17 protein-coding genes are annotated in these 24,995 nt (G+C 70.3%); 15 read left to right on the top strand and 2 right to left on the bottom strand.

Annotated elements, in window-relative coordinates:
* The first annotated feature begins 50 nt into the window (after nucleotides 1-50).
* Complete coding sequence (locus G412_RS41455) at nucleotides 51-179, top strand: hypothetical protein (protein WP_106964136.1); 129 nt, start codon at nucleotides 51-53, stop codon at nucleotides 177-179.
* A 28-nt stretch (nucleotides 180-207) separates the two neighbouring features.
* Here the strand turns inward: G412_RS41455 and G412_RS0120855 are convergent, their stop codons facing one another.
* Nucleotides 208-1,776: a purple acid phosphatase family protein gene (locus G412_RS0120855; protein ID WP_028813768.1), complete on the bottom strand. Its 1,569-nt coding sequence runs from the start codon at nucleotides 1,774-1,776 to the stop codon at nucleotides 208-210.
* A gap of 127 nt (nucleotides 1,777-1,903) precedes the next feature.
* On the opposite strand from G412_RS0120855, the gene G412_RS0120850 reads away from it, so the two are divergent.
* Both G412_RS0120850 and G412_RS0120845 read left to right on the top strand, forming a co-directional pair.
* On the top strand, nucleotides 1,904-2,947 hold the full coding sequence (locus G412_RS0120850; RefSeq protein ID WP_028813767.1) for a 3-isopropylmalate dehydrogenase: 1,044 nt from the start codon (nucleotides 1,904-1,906) through the stop codon (nucleotides 2,945-2,947).
* A gap of 223 nt (nucleotides 2,948-3,170) precedes the next feature.
* Entirely contained in the window at nucleotides 3,171-4,259 is a 1,089-nt protein-coding gene (locus G412_RS0120845; RefSeq protein ID WP_028813766.1) for a branched-chain amino acid aminotransferase, read from the top strand.
* A gap of 316 nt (nucleotides 4,260-4,575) precedes the next feature.
* Here G412_RS0120845 and G412_RS35410 read toward each other — a convergent pair whose 3' ends face one another.
* On the bottom strand, nucleotides 4,576-6,021 hold the full coding sequence (locus G412_RS35410; protein ID WP_037649418.1) for a cytosine permease: 1,446 nt from the start codon (nucleotides 6,019-6,021) through the stop codon (nucleotides 4,576-4,578).
* Nucleotides 6,022-6,162: 141 nt separating this feature from the next.
* On the opposite strand from G412_RS35410, the gene ureA reads away from it, so the two are divergent.
* The 12 genes from ureA (at nucleotide 6,163) to G412_RS0120780 (ending at nucleotide 24,960) form a co-directional block, all read left to right on the top strand.
* A complete protein-coding gene (ureA, locus tag G412_RS0120835) occupies nucleotides 6,163-6,867 on the top strand; it encodes an urease subunit gamma (protein WP_028813765.1) in 705 nt (234 codons plus the stop codon).
* Nucleotides 6,864-8,552: an urease subunit alpha gene (locus G412_RS0120830; protein ID WP_028813764.1), complete on the top strand. Its 1,689-nt coding sequence runs from the start codon at nucleotides 6,864-6,866 to the stop codon at nucleotides 8,550-8,552. The genes ureA and G412_RS0120830 overlap by 4 nt, the downstream gene beginning before the upstream one ends.
* Nucleotides 8,553-8,578: 26 nt before the next feature.
* Nucleotides 8,579-9,610, top strand: a complete 1,032-nt coding sequence (locus tag G412_RS0120825; protein WP_037649415.1) for an agmatine deiminase family protein — start codon at nucleotides 8,579-8,581, stop codon at nucleotides 9,608-9,610.
* A gap of 34 nt (nucleotides 9,611-9,644) precedes the next feature.
* Complete coding sequence (locus G412_RS35405) at nucleotides 9,645-10,313, top strand: TetR/AcrR family transcriptional regulator (RefSeq protein WP_078607215.1); 669 nt, start codon at nucleotides 9,645-9,647, stop codon at nucleotides 10,311-10,313.
* A gap of 118 nt (nucleotides 10,314-10,431) precedes the next feature.
* Nucleotides 10,432-11,709: a TolB family protein gene (locus tag G412_RS0120815; RefSeq protein ID WP_051338514.1), complete on the top strand. Its 1,278-nt coding sequence runs from the start codon at nucleotides 10,432-10,434 to the stop codon at nucleotides 11,707-11,709.
* Nucleotides 11,710-12,057: 348 nt separating this feature from the next.
* Complete coding sequence (gene cimA, locus G412_RS0120810; RefSeq protein ID WP_028813761.1) at nucleotides 12,058-13,674, top strand: citramalate synthase; 1,617 nt, start codon at nucleotides 12,058-12,060, stop codon at nucleotides 13,672-13,674.
* Nucleotides 13,675-13,789: 115 nt separating this feature from the next.
* A complete protein-coding gene (locus G412_RS0120805; protein ID WP_028813760.1) occupies nucleotides 13,790-15,112 on the top strand; it encodes a hypothetical protein in 1,323 nt (440 codons plus the stop codon).
* 485 nt (nucleotides 15,113-15,597) lie between these two features.
* Complete coding sequence (locus tag G412_RS0120800) at nucleotides 15,598-16,107, top strand: hypothetical protein (RefSeq protein WP_028813759.1); 510 nt, start codon at nucleotides 15,598-15,600, stop codon at nucleotides 16,105-16,107.
* A 148-nt stretch (nucleotides 16,108-16,255) separates the two neighbouring features.
* Nucleotides 16,256-20,140, top strand: coding sequence for an endo-alpha-N-acetylgalactosaminidase family protein (locus G412_RS0120795; RefSeq protein ID WP_028813758.1), 3,885 nt, complete (start codon nucleotides 16,256-16,258; stop codon nucleotides 20,138-20,140).
* Between the two features lie 487 nt (nucleotides 20,141-20,627).
* The gene (locus G412_RS0120790; RefSeq protein WP_028813757.1) at nucleotides 20,628-22,991 is read left to right on the top strand and encodes a polysaccharide lyase 8 family protein; all 2,364 of its coding nucleotides are present in this window, start codon (nucleotides 20,628-20,630) and stop codon (nucleotides 22,989-22,991) included.
* Nucleotides 22,992-23,155: 164 nt separating this feature from the next.
* Complete coding sequence (locus tag G412_RS0120785) at nucleotides 23,156-24,739, top strand: acyl-CoA carboxylase subunit beta (RefSeq protein WP_028813756.1); 1,584 nt, start codon at nucleotides 23,156-23,158, stop codon at nucleotides 24,737-24,739.
* Nucleotides 24,740-24,765: 26 nt separating this feature from the next.
* A complete protein-coding gene (locus G412_RS0120780; RefSeq protein WP_028813755.1) occupies nucleotides 24,766-24,960 on the top strand; it encodes an acyl-CoA carboxylase subunit epsilon in 195 nt (64 codons plus the stop codon).
* The last annotated feature ends 35 nt before the right edge of the window (nucleotides 24,961-24,995 follow it).

Here is a 24,995-nt window from a genome sequence, read left to right as displayed (position 1 = left end):
CGCCCATTCCGGCGCCCTGAAATCATTCTGATCTCAAGGAGTCGATCACCATGGCCGAGACCGCCGTCCGCCGCGTCCGCCACACCCCCCGTTCGAACGACACCGACCGCAAGCAGGCTGCCGCCGCCCTCCAGCGTGCGCTCGACCGCCGTGACAACGGCGGCGCGACCGGCCACTGATCCGCCGGCCGCGCCCCTTCGCCTGTCCCTAACGGCTGCGCCGGATCTCGAAGTAGTCGACGCGCTCGCCCGATTCGGCGAGCGCGGAGACCTTCAGGCTCGGCGACGTACCGGCCTCGGCCTCCACCGCGAGGAACGAGAAGCCGGTGTACCGCACCCGTGACCACTCAACGGTGTCGGGGTCGGGGAGCCGCGACTTCGTCCAGTGGAAGCTGACGATGTGGTCGTGGTCGTGGACGTTGCCCTCGTAGCTGTCCTTCACGCCGGGTCCGAACCCGTACAGGTCCTTGCCCGCGCCGCCCGCCGTGACGTACACGATCCCGTCCCGCGTCGGATCGGTCGAGGCCCCGACGGGCACCGGCTTGCCGACCTCGCCGCCCTTGATGGCATCCGTGCGCTCGTACACGTGGTTGTGCCCGTTGATCACCAGGTCGACCTGGTGCCTGGTGAAGAGCGCGAGCCACGCGTCGCGCACGCCGCCGTCCGAGGCGTGCGTGGACGTCGAGTACACGCAGTGGTGGAAGAAGACCACGATGAAGTCGATGCCGGCCTGGCGCCGCAGCTCGCCCAGCCGCTTGTCGAGCCAGGCGCTCTGCGCGCCGTCCGTGTAGCCCTTGTTGGCGGGTATCTCGTACGACACGTCGTTCGCGTCCAGCGCCACGACGCCGACATTGCCGTACGTGAAGGAGTAGATGCCGGGGGCGTTCTTCGCGTCGGGGCCGTTCTCGGGCAGCGACCAGCGGGCGGACTGGCCGCCGTAGCCGTTGGGGGAGTACCAGGCCTCCATGTCGTGGTTGCCGGTCGTCACCATCCACGGCACCCGCGACGCCACGCTCTCGGTCTGCGCCAGGAACTGGTCCCACACGCGCGCGTCGTACGTGTCCGACTCCTTGCCCTGTCCGCTGCTGTCCGCGTAGCAGATGTCGCCCGCGTGCAGGTGGAAGGACGGGTTCTGACCGAGGATCAACTGGTCGTTGGCGAGGGCGTCGTAGCTGACCCCCTGGTCGCCGAAGGCCGTGAAGACGAAGGTCTCCGGCCGCTCGGGCGCCGTACGGAACGAGCCGATGGTCGACAGGCGCGAGGCGTCGGCCGGGTCGAATCCGTCGTGTCCGACGCCGTAGTAGTACGTCGTTGCGGGCTTCAGTCCGTCGAGCCCCACGTGCAGGTAGAACTGGTCGACCGCGGGCAGCTTCCGCGACAGTGACGGCGTGTGCAGAGCCCGTACCTCCGCCTCGATCTTCCGGCTCAGCTCCCAGGGCTTCAGCCCCACCCGTACGTACGGCCCCTTGACGGCGAAAGGCACCTGCCACGAGATCCGCATCTGCGTCTTCGGGTCGGCGCCGAAGGCGAGATGGCGGCCGAAGGGGGCCACCAGCGAGCCGTCCACCCGTGCGGTGACCGAGGAGGGCAGCAGGGTGGGGAAGCCGGCGTACGCCGGACTCGCGCCGCCGAGCAGGGCCGCGCCGCCCACGGTGGCGGCGGACGACGCGATCACGCGCCTGCGGGAGAGTTTCGTACGCAGATACTCGTGCTGCTCCGCCATGGTCATGCGGCGCGCGATCTGCTCGGGGATACCGGTGCGGGGGGTGTCGGCCATGGGAAAAAACTTCCCAGTAACAACCAACTATGGCCAGTACTAAGGGTGAACAGAATGTGTCGAGATTTTGAGTCCGAATGGCGGACGGTCGGTGTCAGAGGATGGGACGCGGGAGTAGGGTGCCGACATGTCTCGCAGCCTCAATCTCGCAGTGATCCCTGGTGACGGTATCGGCCAGGAGGTCGTGGCCCAAGGGCTCAAGGTCCTCAACGCCGTCCTCCCGCAGGACGTGAAGCTGCAGACCAAGGAGTACGACCTCGGCGCCCAGCGCTGGCACCGCACCGGAGAGACCCTCCCGGACGCGGAGCTCGACTCCCTCAAGCAGCACGACGCCATCCTGCTCGGCGCGATCGGGGACCCGTCCGTGCCGTCCGGCGTCCTGGAGCGGGGCCTGCTCCTCAAGCTCCGCTTCGCCTTCGATCACTTCATCAACCTGCGGCCGTCGAAGCTGTTCCCCAACACCGCGACACCGCTGGCCGGCCGCCCCGAGATCGACTTCGTCGTCGTGCGCGAGGGCACCGAAGGCCCGTACACCGGCAATGGCGGCTCGATCCGCACCGGTACGGAGCACGAGGTCGCGACCGAGGTCAGCCTGAACACGGCGTACGGCGTCGAGCGTGTCGTCCGTGACGCGTACGAGCGGGCCAACGCCCGCCCGCGCAAAAAGCTGACGCTGGTCCACAAGAACAACGTCCTCGTCTACGCCGGCCACATGTGGAAGAACATCTTCGACAGGGTCGGCCAGGAGTACCCCGAGGTCACCACCGACTACCTGCACGTCGACGCCGCGACGATCTTCTTCGTCACACAGCCGGAGCGCTTCGACGTCATCGTCACCGACAACCTCTTCGGTGACATCCTCACCGACCTCGCCGCCGCCGTGACCGGCGGTATCGGCCTGGCCGCCTCCGGCAACATCAACCCGACGGGCGCCTTCCCGTCCATGTTCGAGCCCGTCCACGGCTCCGCGCCCGACATCGCGGGCCAGGGCAAGGCCGACCCGACGGCCACGATCCTCTCCGTCGCCCTCCTCCTGCGGCACCTCGGCTACGAGGCCGAGGCCGGCCGTATCGAGGCGGCCGTCTCCGCCGACCTCGCGGAGCGCGACGGCAGCACGGTCCGTACGACGGACGAGATCGGCGACGCGCTCGCGGTACGCGTAGCGGGCTGACCCGACGGACTCCTCCCACAGCCGCCGGGTCACAGACACCCGGCGGCTGTGCTTTGCCGCGGCCGGGTGGGACCATCAATCCCGGGCCGCACTACACGCCGTTTCATGCACGCACTCCCACGGGCGATAATCGAACGTGGGGCCGCGGTATGAGGGGAAGCTCGGACGTCCTACTAGGCGTGAGCGCGGTCCACCACACACAAACGGTGAAGGACACGCACTCATGACGACGCCCACGATCGAGCTCAAGCCCTCCTCGCACCCGCTGTCCGACGCGGAGCGCGAGGCGATCCTGGCCAACCCCGGATTCGGCCGCCACTTCACCGACCACATGGTGACCATCCGGTGGACCGAAGGCCGTGGCTGGCACGACGCGCAGCTCGTGCCGTACGCGCCGCTGTCGATCGACCCGGCCAACATGACCCTGCACTACGCGCAGGAGATCTTCGAGGGCCTGAAGGCCTTCCGCCGGCCCGACGGCTCGGTCACCACTTTCCGCCCCGACGCGAACGCCAAGCGCTTCCAGGTCTCCGCGCGCCGGCTCGCGATGCCGGAGCTTCCGGTGGAGACGTTCATCGCGGCGTGCGACGCGCTGGTCCAGCAGGACAAGGCATGGGTCCCGGCGCACGGCGGCGAGGACTCCCTCTACCTGCGCCCCTTCATGATCGCCAACGAGGTCGGGCTCGGTGTGAAGCCGGCCAACGAGTACCTCTTCATCGTCATCGCGTCGCCCGCGGGCGCGTACTTCCCGGGCGGGGTCAAGCCGGTCTCGGTCTGGCTGTCGGAGAACTACGTGCGCGCCGTCCCCGGTGGCATGGGCTTCGCCAAGACGGGAGGCAACTACGCCGCCTCGCTGCTCGCCTTCGCCGAGGCGGCGGAGAAGGGCTGCGACCAGGTGGTCTGGCTGGACGCGCTGGAGCACAAGTGGGTCGAGGAGATGGGCGGCATGAACCTGTACTTCGTGTACGGCGACCGCATCGTCACCCCCGAGCTCACGGGTTCCCTTCTGGCCGGCATCACGCGCGACTCGCTGCTCCAGCTCGCGCGTGACCTCGGTTACGAGTCGGCGGAGGGCCGGATCTCCACGGAGGACTGGAAGCGCGACACCGAGAACGGCACCCTGACCGAGGTCTTCGCGTGCGGCACGGCGGCGGCGATCACGCCGGTCGGGTCCGTGAAGTCGCTGGGCGCGGAGTGGGTGCAGGGCGACGGGCAGCCGGGCAAGGTCACGATGGAGCTCCGCAAGGCGCTGCTCGCGATCCAGACGGGCACGGCGGAAGACACCCACGGCTGGATCCACGAACTGGCCTGACCCTGGCCGGTAGTTGTACGTACGTGAGGCCGCGCCCGGCCATTTTGCTGGGCGCGGCCTTGCGTTGTGGCGCGGGTGGCGCGTGGTGCGGGTTGCCTGCGGCGCTTTCCCCGACCCGCCCCTTCCCGAACTGGGGCGCTGCCCCAGACCCCGCTCCTCAAACGCCGGAGGGGCTGGATGGTGCCGGTGAGCTGGGACATCCAGCCCGTCCGGCGTTTGAGGACACGCCCGCAGGGCGTCCGGGGTCTGGGGCTTGCCCCAGTTCGGGAAGGGGCGGGGTGGGGAAAAGGCTCCGCAGGACAGGCGACGGTGGCGTTTACGCGGGGGTGGGGGTCTCGCTCGCCGGTGTCGGCTCCGGCTTCGCCTCCGCAGGAAGCACCGCCGGGCGCCCCTTCGCCGTCAGGGCCGCGTACGCGACGCCGCCCACCAGGCCCGAGAGGATGAAGCTGCAGTCCACGCCGCCGGTGAGGGCCAGAAGTGGGCCTTCGTACACCGTTGTTGACACCGCCGCGAGGCCGACCGCGGCGCCCAGCGCCCAGGACACCGTGGCCTGGACGTTCCAGCCGGACCGGTACCAGTAGATGCCGCCCTGGGCGCGGCGGTTGAAGACCTGGAGGGCTTCCGCGTCGTACTGGCCGCCGCAGCGCACGTACCCGATGAGGGAGATGACCGCCCACGGCGTGCCGATGGCCGTCAGGAGCAGGACGAACGACGTCATCGCGGACTGCACGGACCAGGCGAAGGAGCCCACGAACACGAACGCGGTCGCGATGGCCGCCGCGATCACGGTCGCCCGCGTGCGGGTCGCCCTCGGCACGATCGCGTCCAGGTCGAGTCCCATCGAGTACAGCATGAGGCCGGCGTTGCCGACGGACCCGGCCGAGGCCGCCAGGAGCAGCGGCACCAGGTACCAGACGGGTGCGGCCTCGACGAGCGGTCCGGCGTAGTCGAGGCCGGCGCGGGCGGCCAGTGCGGTGTACGTACCGAAGAGCTGCGGGACCAGCAGGCCGAGGAGCAGGCCGAGACAGGTTGCCCAGAAGACCTTGCGCGAGGTGTGGCGGCGCGGCGAGACGTAACGCGTGTAGTCACCGAGCAGGGTGATGAAGGCGACCGGGCCGCTGAGGCCCGCGGCGACGGCCGCGAGCAGCCAGGTGGGCCGGAACGAGCCGAGGAGGTACGGGGTGTCCGGGGGCGCGGCCGTGGTGAAGTCGCCCGAGTAGGCGTAGACGCCGGCAAGGAGCAGGACGATCATGCCGATGGACAGGACCTTGCTGAGGCTCAGCAGCAGCTTGTAGCCGTAGACAGCGGCGACGACCGTGGCGGCCGCCAGCACGGTGTACATCAGGGCGCGGGAGGACCCGCCGTCGGGCAGGCCCGTCAGCCGGGAGAGCGTCCCGACCATCACGTCGCCGCCGATCCACAGCGTGAGCGCCGTATAGCCGAGGGACAGGAGCAGGCCCACGACCGAGCCGACGAGCCTGCCCCGTACGCCGAACTGGGCGCCGCTGGAGGTGGAGAGGTTGGTGGCCGTGCGCAGGGAGATGAGCGCGAGCGGCGCGGTGACCGCGATGCCGGCCAGGGTGCCGACGAGGATCGAGGTCACCGACGGCCACAGGCCGAGACCGAAGGACGGCGGCAGCCAGCCGAAGACGATGACGCCAAGGCAGAGGTTGGAGCCGAGCAGGATGGAGACGAGGTCGCGCGGCCCGCTGGTGCGCTCCTCGTCGGGGATGGTGTCGACTCCGCGCTGTTCTATCGGCATGGCTGGGTCCTCCCGGTCCGCCGGACAACAAGGTTTTGAGTGCTGTTCAATGTGACTTGCCTCAAGGTGGCGCGTCAATGTTTCCGGCGTGCGAATCTCGTGGTTAGAGTGAAGCTCTAAACTTATGGGAGGTGTGGCGGCGTGCGACTGACCCCGACGGAACGCGACCGGCTGCTGCTGTTCGGAGCCGCCGAGCTGGCGCGTGCGCGCCGTGCCCGCGGGCTGCGGCTCAATGTGCCGGAAGCGACCGCGCTCATCGCGGACACGGTCTGCGAGGCGGCCCGCGACGGGCGGCGGCTCGCGGAGGCGATCGAGGCGGCACGCTCCGTGCTCAGCCCCGACGACGTGCTGCCGGGTGTGGCCGATGTGGTGACCGAGGTGCATGTGGAGGCCGTTTTCGACGACGGCTCGCGGCTCGCGGTCGTCTCGTCTCCGTTCGGCGGCGGTGCCTCGCTGGGGGACGACGCGCCGGGCGCGGTCCTGCCCGGCCCCGCCGACGCGGAGCCGGAGCCGGCCGTGCGGCTGACCGTACGCAACACCGCTACCGTCCCCGTCAGCGTCACCTCCCACTTCCACTTCTTCGAGGCGAACCCGCGCCTCGACTTCGACCGCTCGGCGGCGTACGGCATGCGGCTGTGCGTCCCGGCGGGTTCTTCGGTCCGCTTCGACGCGGGCGGCGCGGCCGAGGTCGGGCTCGTCCCGATCGGCGGCGAGCGGATCGCCATCGGCTTCGCGGGGCTCGTCGACGGGCCGCTGGACGCGCCCGGCGCGAAGGAAGAGGCCCTGCGCAGGGCAGCCGCCTGCGGCTATCTGGGAGCAGCAGGAGTAGAAGGAGCTGAGGTATGAGCATCGATCCGCACGAGTACGCCGCCGTGCACGGCCCCCGCGCCGGGGACCGGGTCAGGCTCGGCGACTCCGGGCTGACCGTGCGCGTCGAGTCCGACGCCCAGAAGCCGGGCGAGGAGTTCCTCGCCGGCTTCGGCAAGACCGCCCGCGACGGACTGCACCTCAAGGCGGCCGCAGTCCGCGAGACCTGCGACGTCGTGATCAGCAACGTGCTGGTCATCGACGTGGCGCAGGGCATCCGCAAGGTGTCGATCGGCATCAGGGAAGGCCGGATCCACGCCATCGGGCGGGCCGGCAACCCGGACACCCTCGACGGCGTGGACGTCGTCGTAGGCACCGGTACGTCCATCGTCTCCGGCGAGGGCCTGATCGCGACGGCGGGCTCCGTCGACACGCACGTACACCTGCTGTCGCCGCGCATCATGGAAGCCTCGCTCGCCTCCGGTGTGACGACGATCATCGGCCAGGAGTTCGGCCCGGTCTGGGGCGTCGGCGTGAACTCGCCGTGGGCCCTGCGCCACGCCTTCAGTGCCTTCGACGCCTGGCCCGTCAACATCGGCTTCCTCGGGCGCGGCTCGTCCTCCGACGCCGCCCCGCTGGTCGAGGCGCTCGCCGAGGGCGGCGCGTCCGGCTTCAAGGTGCACGAGGACATGGGCGCGCACACCCGCGCCCTGGACACCGCGCTGCGCGTCGCCGAGGAGCACGACGTACAGGTCGCCCTGCACAGCGACGGCCTGAACGAGTGCCTGTCGGTCGAGGACACCCTCTCCGTCCTCGAAGGCCGTACGATCCACGCCTTCCACATCGAGGGCTGCGGCGGCGGGCACGTCCCGAACGTGCTGAAGATGGCGGGCGTACGCAACGTCATCGGCTCCTCCACCAACCCCACCCTCCCCTTCGGGCGGGACGCGGTCGCCGAGCACTACGGGATGATCGTCTCCGTACACGACCTGAAGACCGACCTGCCCGGCGACGCCGCCATGGCGCGCGACCGGATCCGCGCCGGGACGATGGGCGCCGAGGACGTGCTGCACGACCTGGGCGCGATCGGCATCACCTCGTCCGACGCGCAGGGGATGGGGCGCGCGGGCGAGACCGTGCGCCGTACGTTCCAGATGGCCGGGAAGATGAAGGCCGAGCTCGGCCCGATGGAGGGCGACGGCCCGGACGACGACAACGCCCGCGTCCTGCGCTACATGGCCAAGCTCACCATCAACCCCGCCATCGCCCACGGCCTCGCCCACGAGATCGGCTCGATCGAGGTCGGCAAGATGGCCGACATCGTGCTGTGGCGGCCGCAGTACTTCGGCGCGAAACCGCAGATGGTCCTGAAGTCGGGCTTCCCGGCGTACGGCGTCACCGGCGACCCCAACGCGGCGACCGACACCTGCGAGCCGCTGGTCCTGGGGCCGCTCTTCGGTGCGCACGGCGCTACGCCCGCCGACATCTCGGTGGCCTTCGTCGCGCAGGCCGCCCTCGACCAGGGCAACGACCTCATGCCGACGCGCCGGCGCCGCGTCGCCGTGCGCGGCACGCGCGGCATCGGTCCCGCCGACCTGCGCCTGAACTCCCGTATCGGGCAGGTGGGGGTGGACGGACACAGCGGACTCGTCACGCTCGACGGTGACCCGCTCCACTCCGAACCCGCCGACTCCGTCTCCCTGAACCGCCTCTATTTCCTCTGATTCCCTGATTCCAGTAAGGACCCCCCATGGCTTTCCGTATGCCCGCCGAGTGGGCCCCGCACGAGCGCACCTGGATGGCGTGGCCCGGCCCCAACGTCACCTTCTCCGACGCCGAGGAGCTCGCTGCCGCCCGTGAGGCGTGGTCGAGCGTCGCCCGCGCCGTGCGCGCCTACGAGCCGGTCACCGTGGTCTGCGGCCCCGGTCAGTCGGACGGCGCCCGCGAGCTGCTCGGTCCGGACATCGAGCTGGTCGAGCGCGAGCTGGACGACGCGTGGATGCGGGACATCGGCCCGACCTTCGTCAAGGACGACGAGACCGGCGAACTGGCCGCCGTGGACTGGGTGTTCAACGGCTGGGGCGCGCAGGACTGGGCGACCTGGGAGCACGATTCGAAGATCGCCGGCATGGTCGCCGATCTCACCGGCGTACCCACGCTCTCCTCCCCGCTCGTCAACGAGGGCGGCGGCATCCACGTCGACGGCGAGGGTACGGTCCTGCTCACCGAGACCGTCCAGCTCGGCCCCGAGCGCAACCCCCAGTGGACGCGCGAGCAGGTCGAGGCGGAGATCCACGCCAAGCTCGGCACCACCAAGGCGATCTGGCTGCCGCGCGGCCTGACCACCGACTACCCGCCGCACGGCTTCGGCACCCTCGGCCACATCGACATCGTCGCCGCGTTCGCCGCCCCCGGTGTCGTCCTCGCGCACACCCAGCCGGACCCGTCGCACCCCGACCACGAGCCGTGCAAGGCCAACGTCGAGCTGCTGCGCTCCCAGACGGACGCCAAGGGCCGCCCGCTCAAGGTCATCGAGGTGCCCGCCCCGACCAAGGTCAAGGTCGACGGCGAGTGGGTCGACTACTCGTACATCAACCACTACCTCTGCAACGGCGGCGTGGTCCTGTGCGCCTTCGACGACCCGCGCGACGAGGAGGCGGCCGAGATCTTCCGCGGCCTCTTCCCCGACCGTACGGTCACGCTCGTCGACGCCCGCGAGATCTTCGCGGGCGGGGGCGGCATCCACTGCATCACCCAGCAGCAGCCCGCGACGCACAGCTGATCGGGTAAAACATACGAGTGAACGAGAACGCCTCATGACCGGGTCCGCGTCCGGCCCCGGCCCCGGGCCCGCGTCCGGCTCCGAGTCCCGATCCGGCTCCGCCAAGCGGCCGTCCCGGCGCCGCAACTCCGCCCCGCCGCGCGAGACGGTGCTCGCCGCCGCCATGGCGAGCATCGCCGAGCACGGGCTGGAGCGGCTGACCATGGCCGGGCTCGGTCGTGAGGTCGGAATGAGCAGTGGACACCTGCTCTACTACTTCCGCAGCAAGGACGAGCTGCTCCTCCAGACGCTCGAATGGAGCGAGGAGCAGCTCGGCATGGACCGCAGGGCCGCGCTTGCCCGCCAGGTCCCGGTCCGCGAGCGCCTCGACGCGTACGTCGACCTGTACGTGCCGTCGGGGCCCCGCGATCCGCACTGGGCGTTGTGGCTCGAACTCTGGAACCGTTCGCACGCCGTCGACGAGGAGGCCAGGGCCCGACTCCTCGACATCGAGCTGTCCTGGCACCGCGACCTGGTGGCCCTCCTCGTCGAGGGCGCCTCGCGCGCCGAACTGCGCACGGTGGTCGACGCGGACCGCTTCGCGACCCGGATACGGGCGCTGCTCGACGGCTTCAGTACGCATGTGGCGATGGGCCTGCCGGGCTCGGAGCGGTCGCAGGTCCTCGCTCAGATCGGCGAGTTCCTCGACGAGACGCTCCATTGATTCCGGGCGTGGACGCTTCCCGACCCGTTCGGGTTGTACGCAATCGGACGGATTGACCCGTGTCCGACGGTGCGCTTGTATCCCCTTGAGCTCATCAGCACACACGGGGGGAAACACCATGTCCATCGCCGCACGGACCTTACAGATCTCACGCGTCTCGCGAGTCTCACAGATCTCACGCGTCGCCCTGGGGGCCGCGCTCGTCGTCGCCGTCACCGCGACCGCCCTGCCCGCCGCGGCGGAATCCTCCGCTCCGCAGACCCGGCGCATCAGCGTCGCGCCGGACGGCGCCCAGGCGGACGACTCCTCGACCAGCCCGGCCGTGAGCGCCGACGGCCGCGTCGTCGCCTTCTCCTCGTACGCCTCCAATCTGGCGCCGGGGGGCACCGCCCGTACCAGCGACGTCTTCGTGCGCGACGCCCGCGACGGCAAGCTCCGGCGCGTCACTCTCGACGGCGCCGAGTCGTCCGAGACGTCCAGTCCCGCACTCAGTGCGAACGGGCGCTACCTGACGTTCAACGCGGACGACGGCACGTTGGGCGGATACTCCGTCCACGTCAGGGATGTGAAGACGGGGAAGACGGAGCGCGTGGCGCCCGCACTCGACGACGGGTACGCCGTTTCGTACGGCGCGGCCGCCATCAGCGCCGACGGCCGCTACGTCGCCTTCGACGCCCGCCCCACGGACGCCACCCCCGGCTCCGCCGACGACGGCTCCCGCGTCTACGTCCTGGACCGCAGGACGCGCAAGGCCGAGCGGATCAGCCACTCCCCGGACGACGCGACGGGGGCGCGCGGCTGCACGGTGGGGTCCATCAGCGCGGACGGGAGGAAGGTCGCGTACCAGGACTCGTACACCAACGGGCCGCGCGGCGACGACTGGGGCGACATCTTCGTCTACGACCGCACCACGAAGAAGGAGGTGCACGCCGACGCCACGCACGATGGTGCCAAGGCCGACAAGGCCTCCACCACACCGCTCCTCAGCGCCGACGGCTCGACGGTCGCCTTCAGCTCGTACGCCACGAACCTCGTGCCGGGCACCGACCCCAACCGGGGATGGAATCCCTTCGTCCGCGATCTGCGGACCGGCACGCTCAAGCGGATCGACGGCATTGCGCCGACCGACATCTCGGGGGCGGACGGCATCTCCGCGGACGGCAGGAAGCTGCTGTACTCCTCGTCGGGCTCGGTCTCCGCGCACTATCTGCGTGATCTGCGCTCGGGCAAGGACGTACTGGCGACGCCCGGCCTGGACGGCACACCGCGCGGCGCCGCCCCCGCGACGCTCAGCGCCGACGCGTCGACGGTCGTCTTCGGCGGCTACGACGATGCGAAGTTCGTACCCGGTGACACCAACGGCGAGGCCGACATCTTCGTACGCCGCCTGCGCTGATCCGCGGCAGGCGCCGCGGGCCCGTGACACGGTGCGGGCGGGTGAGTGATGATCCTCGATCACGCCCGCCCACATCGTGAGACGGGGGTACCACGCCAGGCAAGACGTGCCAAACTGCCCTTGTGTTCTCGTTCGCCGTGATTATGGGCAGCAGGCGCGCCGGTCCCCAGTGACCGCTTCCGTATCACCACGTACGGCGCGGCCACCGTGCCCCAGACCCGCGCGCAGACCTCTCGCACCCGCGAGAGGTTTTTTCGTTTCCCGGCCCCATCACGGCCGGGGCGAGGTGCGCGCGATGATGGGGGCAAGTGGAGCCAGTCCTTCCACTCGACAGGAGTCCAGAAAGCCATGACCACTTCAGGCCCCGACGACAGCTTTCCCAACGACAGCTTTCACGTCTTCGACACCACGCTGCGCGACGGCGCCCAGCGCGAAGGCATCAATCTGACGGTTGCCGACAAGCTGACCATTGCCCGGCACCTGGACGACTTCGGCGTGGGCTTCATCGAGGGCGGCTGGCCCGGCGCCAACCCGCGCGACACCGAGTTCTTCGCCCGCGCGAAGAACGAGATCAACTTCAAGAACGCGCAGCTCGTGGCCTTCGGCGCCACCCGCCGCCCCGGCGCCAAGGCGGAGGACGACCCGCAGGTCGCGGCCCTCCTGGACTCCGGCGCTCCCGTCGTCACCCTGGTCGCCAAGTCCCACGACCGCCACGTCGAACTCGCCCTGCGTACGACGCTCGACGAGAACATCGCGATGGTCCGCGACACGGTCTCCTACCTCCGCGCCCGGGGCCGCCGCGTCTTCGTCGACTGCGAGCACTTCTTCGACGGCTACCGCGCCAACCCCGAGTACGCCAAGTCGGTCGTACGCGCGGCCTCGGAGGCCGGCGCCGACGTCGTCATCCTCTGCGACACCAACGGCGGCATGCTCCCCGCGCAGGTCCAGGCCGTCGTCGCCACCGTCCTCGCCGACACCGGCGCGCGCCTGGGCATCCACGCCCAGGACGACACGGGGTGCGCGGTCGCCAACACCCTCGCCGCCGTCGACGCGGGCGCCACCCACGTCCAGTGCACCGCCAACGGCTACGGCGAGCGCGTCGGAAACGCCAACCTCTTCCCCGTCGTCGCGGCGCTGGAACTGAAGTACGGCAAGCAGGTGCTCCCGCCGGGCGCGCTCGCCGAGATGACCCGCATCTCGCACGCCATCGCCGAGGTCGTCAACCTCACGCCCTCCACCCACCAGCCGTACGTCGGCGTCTCCGCCTTCGCGCACAAGGCCGGCCTGCACGCCTCCGCGATCAAGGTCGACCCCGACCTGTACCAGCACATCGATCCCGGCCTGGTCGGCAACCACATCCGGATGCTCGTCTCCGACATGGCGGGCCGCGCCTCCATCGAGCTCAAGGGCAAGGAGCTCGGCGTCGACCTGGGCAACGACCGCGAGCTGGTCGGCCGCGTCGTCGCCCGCGTCAAGGAGCGCGAGCTCAGGGGCTACACGTACGAAGCGGCCGACGCCTCCTTCGAGCTGCTCCTGCGCGAGGAGGCCGAGGGCCGCGCGCTCAGCTACTTCCGTACGGAGTCCTGGCGGGCCATCGTCGAGGACCGCCCCGACGGCACCCACGCCAACGAGGCCACGGTGAAGCTCTGGGCCAAGGGCGAGCGCATCGTCGCCACGGCGGAGGGCAACGGCCCGGTCAACGCCCTCGACCGCGCCCTGCGCGTCGGCCTGGAGCGGATCTACCCGCAGCTCGCCAAGCTGGAACTGGTCGACTACAAGGTCCGCATCCTGGAGGGCAAGCACGGTACGGAGTCCACGACCCGCGTGCTGATCACCACGGGGGACGGCGAGGGCGACTGGTCCACGGTCGGCGTCGGCGAGAACGTGATCGCGGCGTCCTGGCAGGCCCTGGAGGACGCGTACACGTACGGCCTGCTGAGGGCAGGCGTCGAGCCCGCGGAGTAGCTGGACGTGGCACGCCGAGGTCAGTCCTGGGTGCGGGCGGAACCGTCGTCCGTACGCAGGACTGAAGCTCAAACACATCTGTCTTAAAATGCACCCATTCGGGTAGCTTTTAAGTATGAGGACACGACTGTTCTCCACCCTGTCAGGGCTGCTGCTCTCGCTGGCGGCCACCGCACTCGCCGTGGCGCCGGGCGCGCAGGCAGCCACGGGGCTCGATGCCGCGGCCCAGTCGCTGCGCCAGGGGCCTGTGTACGTCGATCAGCGCGCCAGTGACCAGCTGCCGCCCCGTGCGGCGGACGCGCTGGAGGAGAAGATCCTCGACGCCGGGAAGCCGGTTTTCGTCGCCGTACTCCCGCAGAACGCGGAGTTCCCCGAAGACGGACTGCTCGCCGACCTGCGCACCAAGACCGGGATCACCGGTGTGTACGCCGTCAGACTCGGCGACGCGTTCGACGCGGGCGCCGACTCCACGGTGATGTCGCGGCAGGCGGTCGCCAATCTCACCGCCTCCATCGAGCCGGCGGGCGGCATCGATGCCGTCAGCCAGCTGAACACCTTCGTCGACGACGCACTCGAGCAGGCGCGGGGCAGCGCCCCCAGTAGCTGGGAAGGCGCCCAGAGCGGGCCGTCGTCCGTCGTCGGCCTGGTCACCTTCGCACTGGTGCTCGTCGCCGGTTGCGCCGGTGTCTTCCTGGTGGCGAAGCGCAGCCGCACGCGACGGGCGGCACAGGAGCGGGCCGCGCTGGAGAAGGTGCGGGTGGTGGTCGACGAGGACATCACCGCGTTCGGGGAGACCCTCGACCGCCTCGACTTCCATCCCGCCGAGCCCGGCGCCGACGACGCGATGCGCGCCGACTACGAGCGCGCCCTGGACGCGTACGAGAAGGCCAAGTCGGCCATGGCCAGGGCGAAGAGGGCGGAGGATGTCCGGGAGGTCACCGAGGCGCTGGAGGACGGCCGCTTCTCGCTCGCCGTGCTCGCCGCGCGCCGCGAAGGCGCTCCGTTGCCCGAGCGGCGCCCGCCCTGCTTCTTCGATCCGCGCCACGGCCCCTCCACGGCGGACGTCGACTGGGCCCCGGCCGGCGGTTACACGCGCCGCGTGCCGGTCTGCGCGGCGGATGCCACCCGGCTGGCCGACGGCCAGGACCCGATGTCCCGGACGGTCGAGACGGCGGACGGCCGCCGCCCGTACTGGGAGGCGGGTCCGGCGTACGCCCCATGGATCGGCGGCTACTACGGCGCCGGCCTGCTGCCGGGCCTGCTGGTGGGGACGATGCTCGGGTCGATGCTCTCCACGCCTGCTTACGCCGACCCGGGCGCCGGCGGCTACGAGGGAGGGGACTTCTCCGGCAGCGACTTCAACTCCGGGGACTTCGGCGGCGGAGGCGACTTCGGCGGTGGGTTCGGCGGCGGCGACTTCGGCGGCGGAGGCTTCTAGCGGTCCGCTGAGAGGGCCTGACGGATGGACGGCCTGAACGCATAAAGGGCCCGAACACATGCAGTCCCCGGTAGTCCGTCCCGGTCTCATGAGTTCCAGCCGTCGCTGAAAGCTCTGAGGCCGAGGGGATCTGCCGGGGGCCTGGCCAGAGCCTGCGAGTGGGTCGACACGCAAGTCGACGAACGTCTTCGCCGACCGTGCGGCTCGCTCCGGTTTTCTGGTGTATTTAGGATTTTCCTCCCGATTTGGCACGAGTCAAGAGGTTGCCGGAATTTTTCTGATGGCCGTCGTGGTCGCCGATGCCGGTGTCGATGCCGGCCATCCTGACGTCGATCGCGGCGACGGAGCCGGCCGGGTGCCGGGGGCTGCCGCGACGCCCTCTGGCGGACGCGCGTAGCACTCGGGCACCATCTCCTTGCTCCACCTGCACAGCTGTCCCGTACGGCCCCAAGGCCCAGCACGGCCATCAGCAGGAGGAAAACCTCGTGAGAACCCGCTCCGTCCTCACCGCACTCGCCCTCGTGCTCGGCGCGCTCTTCGCGCCCGGCTTCGGCGTCGTCAGCGGCGCGACCGACGCACACGCCGTCACCAAGATCAGCCACGCCACCGCGACGTCGATGTTCCGCTCGTCCGGGATCACCTGGTCGTCGTCGGGCGGCTGCTCGGACCGCAACAACCCCACCTGTACGTCGTTCGAGCAGCTCAACCTCGCCACCGCGAAAGGCGCACAAACGCTCAAGAGCGCCAGCGGCTGCGCGCTCAACATCACCGGCGGCACCGAGACCGGGCACGCCGGCGGCACGTACTCCCACTGGAACGGCTACAAGCTCGACTACGCCAAGTACACCTGCGTCGGGAACTACATCAAGAACACGTTCACCTACATCGGTGTGCGCCCCGACGGGGCGCCGCAGTGGAAGTCCGGGTCCGGGAACATCTACGCGGACGAGGGCAACCACTGGGACGTGACGTACTACAACTGCGGCGGCTGCTGAACCGGGCCGACCGGGCGAGACAACCTGATCGCGCTTCGGCTCGTCGCCCGGCCGGACTTGGACTAACGCGCGATGGTTGTTGGACTACTGGCCGCCGTGGCGCACGACTTCGTTGACGGTGGTGAGAGCGGAGGACTACTCAGTCCTCATGTCACGAAGATTCCGAGCGGCGTGCGCTGTCGCAGCCGCATCGTCCGCCGTATTCGCCCTGGCCGGACCCGCCCTCCCGGCCGGGGCCGAGCCTCCCGTCGCCGCCCCGGCCGCCGGCCTCGTCATCGGCTCCGCGCAGCTCTCGGTCACCGTGGCCAAGGACTTCCCACGGGTCGTCTCCTACACCGACCGGGCGGGCGGCGCCCGGCTCCTCGGCAGTACGAGACCCGTCACCAAGATCACCCTCAACGGCAAGGCGTACGTCGTCGAGGTACAAGGCGGCGAACCGGTCGTCGGGGCCGACAGCGCGGCGTACACCCTCGTCTTCCCGGCCCTCGCGGGCGTGGAGATCGACGCGAAGCTGTCCGTCGCCGGCCGGGCGACGACCTTCCAGGTCACCGCGGTACGGGACACGGAGGCGTTCCGGGTCGGGACCCTCGACATACCCGCCCACGACCTCGTCTCCGTCGGCAGCCGGGACGGCGGCGCCGAAACGGCGTTCACCCGGCTCGACCCCGACTCGACGAAGACCGCCGACGTCTTCGCCGAGGTCACGGACGGGACGGCGGCCGAAGCCGCGCCCGTCGGGGCCTCGTACGCCATCGTCAACACGGACCGACTCGCCGCCGCCGTCGAGTCGAACTCCTCGTACGACAGACCGAGCGGCCCGACCAACGGCGACGACGCCCGCTTCTGGCACCAGGCCCACCAGGCCGCCGACGGCAGCGTGCGCGTCGGTGTCAGGTCCGGCCAGTGGACCTACCGGGGCGCCGGCGCACCCGCCCCCGCCTCCGGCGACGACCTGCCGTGGGCCAAGGTCGTCGTCACACCCGACGCCAACGGAGACAAGACCGTCGACTGGCAGGACGGCGCCGTCGCCTTCCGCGAGATCGGCGTGAAAGCACCGGGCAGCGACGAGACCCCGGACCGCGTCATCACCCACATCCCCTTCAACTTCGCGAGCCAGGCCACACACCCCTTCCTCCGTACCCTCGACGACGTCAAGCGGGTGTCGCTGGCGACGGACGGGCTCGGGCAGCTCGCCCTGCTGAAGGGGTACGGGTCCGAGGGACACGACTCGGCGCACCCCGACTACGGCGGCAACTACAACAAGCGCGCCGGCGGTCTCACCGACCTCAACAAGCTGCTCAGGAGCGGAAAGAAGTGGGGCGCCACCTTCGGGGTCCACGTCAACCAGACCGAGGCGTACCCGGAGGCGAACGCCTTCAGCGAGACCCTCGTCAACAAGAACGCCCCCGGCTGGAACTGGCTCAACCAGAGCTACTACATCGACCAGCGCCGCGACCTCAACAGCGGTGACATGGCACGCAGGTTCCAGCAGTTGCGCGACGAGACCGACCCCAACCTCAGCCTGCTTTACATCGACGTCTACTACACGCACGGCTGGATCGCCGACAAGACGATGGCCGAGGTCGGTGCGCAGGGCTGGAACGTCGCCACCGAGTGGGCCGACAAGTTCGAGCGGACCTCCCTCTGGTCGCACTGGGCCAACGACCTGAGCTACGGCGGGGCGACCAACAAGGGCCTCAACTCGCAGATCATCCGGTTCATCCGCAACGGCGAGAAGGACGTTTGGAACGCCGATCCGGTCCTGGGCCAGACAGCGCTGGAGGACTTCGAGGGCTGGACCGGCGAGACCGACTGGACGAAGTTCTCGGCGAACATCTGGCAGAAGAACCTGCCCGCCAAGTTCCTCCAGCACTACGACATCCAGCGCTGGGACAAGGCCAGGAACACCGTCGACTTCAGCGACGGCGTCCGCGGCACGGTGGAGAACGGCAGGCGGACGGTCACGGTCGGCGGCGCGAGGGTCCTGGACGGTGACAGGTACCTGCTGCCGTGGCAGGGCAAGAAGCTCTACCACTACAACAAGCAGGGGGGCGCCAGCACCTGGGAGCTGCCGGAGAAGTACCGCAAGGCCGATGCCTTCACCGTCTACAGGCTCACCGACAACGGCCGGGTGAACGCCGGGACGGCCGAGGTGAACGACGGCAAGGTCACGCTGGACGCGACGGCAGGCCAGCCGTACGTCCTCTACCCGCGAGGCCGTGTCCCGGAGGCGCGCGACACCGCCTGGGGCGAGGGCACCAGGATCAAGGACCCCGGCTTCAACGACGCCGGGCTCGACGGCTGGAAGAAGACCGGAGCCGTCGAACGGGACACCGACAGTCAGGGGCGCAACAGTGCCGAGCTGAGCGGTACGGGCACGGCCTCCGTGCGGCAGCGGGTCTCCGGTCTGAAGCCCGGCGCGCGCTACACCGCGTCCGCCTGGCTGGAGGTCGAACCGGGCAAGGAGCGGCGTACGACACTGTCGGCGGGTGGTGAGGAGAGAGTGATCGAGCGGTCCACCGCCAGGGAACAGACCGCCGCGAACGACTGGCACGGTTCGTACTTCCAGCGCGCCAAGGTCAACTTCACCGCGCCCGCGTCCGGGGCCACGACCTTCCGGATCGAGGCGGCGAAGAGGAGTACGGCGAACGGGGATGCGGCGAAGGTCCGGATCGACGACGTAAGACTCGTCGCGAACGCGCCCGCGACCAAGCCGGGCACGGTCGTGTACGACGACTTCGAGGCCGTCGACCAGGGCTGGGGGCCCTTCTTCAAGGGCAACGCGGGCGGCGCCACCGATCCCCGCACCCACGTCGCGCAGAAGCACGCGCCGTACACCCAGGCGGGCTGGAACGGGAAACGTATCGACGACGTACTCGGGGGCTCCGAGTCCCTGAAGTCCCACGACGAGAACACCGGTCTCGTCTACCGGACCGGGCCGGGCACCGTCCCGATGAAGGAAGGGCGCAGCTACCGCGTGGAGTTCGACTACCAGTCGAGTCACGCCGACGCGTACGAGTGGGTGACGGGGTACGACCGGATCGGCGCCGACGGTGTTCCCGCCTCGGTCGAGACGCGGCGTACACCCATCGGGGCGAAGGCCGCGACGACTCATCTGGCCGAGACCGTCACGGCGGGCTGCGGCGACACCTGGACCGGCCTGCGGAAGAAGGGCGGCGCGCCGGACGGCGCGGACTTCGTCCTCGACGGCTTCACGGTCACCGACCTGGGGCCCGCGCCGGAGAAGGCCGCATGCGGCACGCTCGCGCTGGCGGCCGCGCAGGAGACCCTGGAGCCCGGTCGGAAGAATGAGGTCAAGGCTGCCTTCACCAACTTCGAGGCGGCGCCGGCCACGGGTGTTTCGGTGAGCCTGTCCCTGCCGGACGGCTGGCGGGCGGAGCCCGCCGGGGCGGTGGAGTTCGCGACGGTCGCGGCGGGGGCGAAGGCGGTGGCGACGTGGCATGTGACGCCGCCGGTGGACGCGGAGTACGGGGCGTACAGCCTGCGTTCGGAGGCGGCGTACACCGTCGGCGGCGAGACGCGGAAGCTGGGGGCGACCGCTTCCGTCCGCACCCTGCCGCCCCCGCCCACCAGCGACACGTACGCCAGTGACCTCGAATGGACGTCGATGGAGAACGGCTGGGGTCCGGCCGAGCGCGACATGTCCAACGGCGGGACGGCGGCGGGTGACGGCAAGCTGCTGACCGTCAATGGCACGGTGTTCGCCAAGGGCCTCGGCACCGCGTCACCGGGGAAGATCCGCTACTACCTGGGCGGGAAGTGCGCGTCCTTCACCGCCCAGGTGGGGCAGGACGACTCCCAGGGGACGCGGGGCAGCGTGCAGTTCAGCGTCGCCGCGGACGGTGTGGAGAGGGTGAAGTCGCCGGTGCTGCGGGCGGCGGACCGTGCGTGGTCGCTGACGGCGGATGTGACTGGGGCGAAGTACGTCGACCTGCTGACGGGGGACGGCGGGGACGGCCCCGGCAACGACCACGCGGACTGGGGAAACGCGCGCTTCCACTGCGGAGGCTGACGGGCCCGTGGGGGCGGGGCCCGGTGCGGTGCGACGCGGCAAGCGTGCCGGGGTGCCGCTGCGCGGGGCCTTTCCCCACCCCGCCCCTTCCCGAACTGGGGCGCTGCCCCAGACCCCGCTCCTCAAACGCCGGAGGGGCTGGAGTGGGCCGGGGGTTGTTGGGGTTCCGCCCCGGCCCCGCTCCTCAAGCGCCGGAGGGGCTGGGGATTGCCGCTGCGCGGCATATCCAGCCCGTCCGGCGTTTGAGGACACGCCCGCAGGGCGTCCGGGGGTCTGGGGGCTTGCCCCCAGTTTCGGGAAGGGGCGGGTAGGGGAACAGCGCCGCAGGCACCCGCACCCGCACCGCACCCCCGGCGCCCCACCGGTAAGCGCTTTCCGATAACCGCGTCCGGAGCATTGAACGCACCCCGAACCCGTGCTACACCATCGGGGCACAGGTCTAAACCACCGCACAGGTCTAAACCACCCCCGCCCCGGAGGTCCCCACGTGCCGCCCACCCCGCCCTGGTCCCGCCGCACCTTCCTCGCCACCACCTCCGCCACCGCACTCGGCCTGGCCGCCCTCACCCCGCACGCCCCCGCGCAAGCCGCAGCACCCGCCGGCGAGTTCGACACGCTCCGCCGGCGCTGGGTCGAGCTCGCGCTCGGCACCGGCTTCGACGCGGCCGCCGAGCCGTACGCGTCCCGCCTCAAGGAGATCGGCCGCCTCGCCGCAGGCTTCCGCGCGACCATGGCCCCGGCCGACACGTCCCTCTGGCCCGGCTACTCCTTCGACCCGCCCGCCGGCATCACCCAGAGCTACGGCCGCCTGTGGACCATGACCCAGGCCTACCTCCAGCCCGGCACCGGACTCACCGCCGACGCGGGCCTCCTCGCCGACATCGTCCGCGGCCTCGACCACCTCTCCGCCAGGATCTACAACCCCTCCACCACCCGCTACGGCAACTGGTGGGAGTGGCAGATCGGCAGCCCCCGCCTCCTTATGGACATCGTCGCCGCCCTCCACGACCACGTCACCGACGACCGGCGCCAAGCCGCCTGCGCCGCCGTCGACCACTTCATCCCCGACGCCATGCTCACCAAGTACTCCGGTACGAGCACCGGCGCCAACCACGTCGACCTCTGCCGCTCCGTCGCCCTGCGCGGCGTCCTCGGCCGCAGCCCGGCCAAGATCGCCCTCGCCCGCGACGCCCTCTCGCCCGTCTTCCCGTACGTCACCAAGGGCGACGGCCTGTACGCCGACGGCTCGTTCGTCCAGCACACCTGGGTCGCCTACTCCGGTACGTACGGACAGGTCATGCTCGACGGGCTCGGCCGCCTCTTCACCCTCCTCGCGGGCTCCACCTGGGCCGTCACCGACCCGAACCGCCAGATCATCCTCGACTCCGTCGAGAACGCCTACGCGCCGCTCATCTACAACGGCCTGATGATGGACAGTGTCAACGGCCGTGCCATCAGCCGCGGTTACCTCAAGAACGACGACCGCAAGGTCATGCGCAGCGACCACTTCCACGGGCAGGGACTCATCGCCGCCATCCCGCTGCTCGCGGGCGGCGCGTCCCAGGCGGAACAGCGCCGCTGGACCGCCCTCGTCAAGGGCTGGATCGAGCGCGACCGTACGACGCCCATCCTGACCGCGCCGCAGTTCAACGTCGCCGACCTCTCCCGGCTGCACGCCGTAGCCGCCTCACCCGTCGCCGCCGCCCCCGAGCCCGTCGCGCACAAGCTCTTCGCCTCCATGGACCGGGCCGTGCACCGGCGGCCCGGCTGGGCGGCCGGCATCTCGATGGCCTCGGAGCGGATCTCGTACTACGAGTGCGGCAACGGCGAGAATCCGCGCGGCTGGCACACCGGCGCCGGAATGCTCTACTGGTGGCCGGGGGAGAAGGCGAACGATCAATACACCGACTGGTTCTGGCCCACCGTCGACTTCTACCGCCTCTCCGGAACCACCGTGTCCACCAAGCGACTTGCCGACAAAGCGGGCGGCGAATGGGGTGCGCCGAAGCCCGCAACCCAGTGGGTCGGCGGCGCCACCGACGGCGAGTTCGCCGCCGTCGGCCAGCACCTCAAGGGCCTCGGCTCGACCCTCGAAGCCCGCAAGTCGTGGTTCTGCGTGGCCGATACGGTCGTCTGCCTCGGCGCCGGCATCACCTCCACCGACGGCGTACCCGCCGAGACGATCGTCGACAACCGCATGCTGGGCGAAGGAGGTACGAACGTCCTCACCGTCGACGACGACCACGCCGGCCCCCGCTGGGCCCACCTCGAAGGCCACGGCGGCTGGGTCTTCCCCGGAGCCGGCGGCGCGGACCTGAAGACCCTGCGCGAGGACCGCACCGGCTCCTGGAGCGACATCAACACCACCAGCACCACGGCTCGCCGCACCCGCCGCTACCAGACCCTCTGGCTCGACCACGGCACCGACCCGGTGGACGCCGGCTACGCCTACCTCCTGATGCCGGGTGCGTCCCGGCGTACCGTCGCCGCCCGCTCGGCAGACCGCGACTGGCTGGACATCCTCGCCAACAACCGCGCCGTCCAGGCCGTGGCCATCCGCTCCCTCGGCGTCACGTCCGCCAACTTCTGGCAGCCGGGTACGGTGGAGCGGCTCACGGCGACCGCCCCGGCGAGTGTGCTCGTACGCGCCAGGCGGCGCACCGCGACCCTCGTCGTCAGCGAGCCGACGCGCACCGGGCGGCCCCTGGAAGTCACCTGGGGGCGCCGCAGCGTGCGCGTCATCTCGAAGGACCCCGGCGTCGAAGTGCTGTCCACCGGTCGTACGCTGAAGCTCCGCGTCACACCGGGGACGGCCGGAGCCGGCCACCGCTGTGAGGTGGCTCTCAGCTGACGCCCCTGGAGGCCCTTGTCGGACCCCCACAATCACCGACGTCCATGAGCTGGTACTTAGGCTGCATGGGCGGATGGTTCTGTCCAGTGGTGACAGGAGAACGGGCCGGAGACTGTGAAGAGTCGACGGCCTGTTTTTCTTGTACTCCTTCGTAGGGTCGGTACATGACCGTTTTGGACGAGACCCCGCGCGAGCCCACCGACGCCCGAGGCCGGGTGGCCGAGCTGCTGGCGCTGCGCGAGCAGGCCCGCCGCGGCCCCAGTGACCGGGCGACCGAGGCCCAGCACGCCAAGGGCAAGCTGACCGCCCGTGAGCGCATCGAGCTGCTGCTGGACCCGGGTACGTTCAAGGAGGTCGAGCAGCTTCGCCGGCACCGGGCGACCGGCTTCGGCCTGGAGGCCAAGAAGCCGTACACCGACGGTGTCATCACCGGCTGGGGCACGGTGGAGGGACGCACGGTCTTCGTCTACGCCCACGACTTCCGGATCTTCGGCGGTGCGCTGGGCGAGGCCCACGCCACCAAGATTCACAAGATCATGGACATGGCCATCTCGGCCGGTGCCCCGCTGGTCTCCCTGAACGACGGCGCCGGCGCCCGCATCCAGGAGGGCGTCTCCGCCCTCGCCGGTTACGGCGGCATCTTCCAGCGCAACACCCGCGCCTCCGGTGTCATCCCGCAGATCAGCGTGATGCTCGGCCCGTGCGCGGGCGGCGCGGCGTACAGCCCGGCCCTCACCGACTTCGTCTTCATGGTCCGCGAGACCTCGCAGATGTTCATCACGGGCCCGGACGTCGTCCGTGCCGTGACCGGTGAGGAGATCACCCAGAACGGCCTCGGCGGCGCCGACGTGCACGCCGAGACCTCGGGCGTCGCGCACTTCGCGTACGACGACGAGGAGACCTGCATCGCCGAGGTCCGCTACCTGATCTCGATGCTGCCGTCCAACAACCGCGAGAACCCGCCGACGGTCGAGTCCGAGGACCCGGCGGACCGCCGCTCGGACGTGCTCCTGGACCTGGTCCCGGCCGACGGCAACCGCCCGTACGACATGCGCAAGGTCATCGAGGAGCTCGTCGACGACGGCGACTTCCTGGAGATCCACGAGCGCTGGGCCACCAACATCATCTGCACGCTGGCCCGCCTCGGCGGTCAGGTCGTCGGCATCGTCGCCAACCAGCCGCAGTCCCTGGCCGGTGTCCTCGACATCGAGGCGAGCGAGAAGTCCGCACGCTTCGTGCAAATGTGCGACGCCTTCAACATCCCGATCGTCACCCTGTTGGACGTCCCCGGCTTCCTGCCGGGCGTCGATCAGGAGCACGGTGGGATCATCCGCCACGGCGCCAAGCTGCTGTACGCCTACTGCAACGCCACCGTGCCCCGGATCTCCCTGATCCTGCGGAAGGCCTACGGAGGTGCGTACATCGTCATGGACTCCCAGTCCATCGGTGCCGACCTCACGTACGCCTGGCCCACCAACGAGATCGCGGTGATGGGCGCCGAAGGTGCCGCCAACGTCATCTTCCGCAAGCAGATCGCCGAGGCCGAGGACCCCGAGGCCATGCGTGCCCGCATGGTCAAGGAGTACAAGGCCGAGCTGATGCACCCCTACTACGCCGCCGAGCGCGGCCTGGTCGACGACGTGATCGACCCGGCCGAGACGCGCGAGGTGCTGATCGCCTCGCTCGCGATGCTCCGCAACAAGCACGCAGACCTGCCGTCGCGCAAGCACGGCAACCCCCCGCAGTAATCCTGCGACGAAGACGGAGAGACTCCATGACCGAATCCTTGCTGCGCGTCGAGAAGGGCCACGCCGAGCCCGAGGAGCTGGCCGCGATCACCGCGATCCTGATGGCCCGCGCCGCGAACCGCTCCGGCGCCGTCGCCCCGGCGCACGGCCGCTCCACGGCCGGCTGGCGCCGCCTGGAGCGCACGCCCGGCTTCCGCGCCCCGCACAGCTGGCAGGGCTGAGCCCCACCGCATTGCAGCGCGACCGCTTTTCGGCG

Source organism: Streptomyces flavidovirens DSM 40150 (assembly GCF_000429085.1).
GTDB lineage: Bacteria > Actinomycetota > Actinomycetes > Streptomycetales > Streptomycetaceae > Streptomyces > Streptomyces flavidovirens.
Note: the sequence above shows the minus strand (reverse complement) of the source record. Positions and strands in the feature narration are given on the sequence as shown.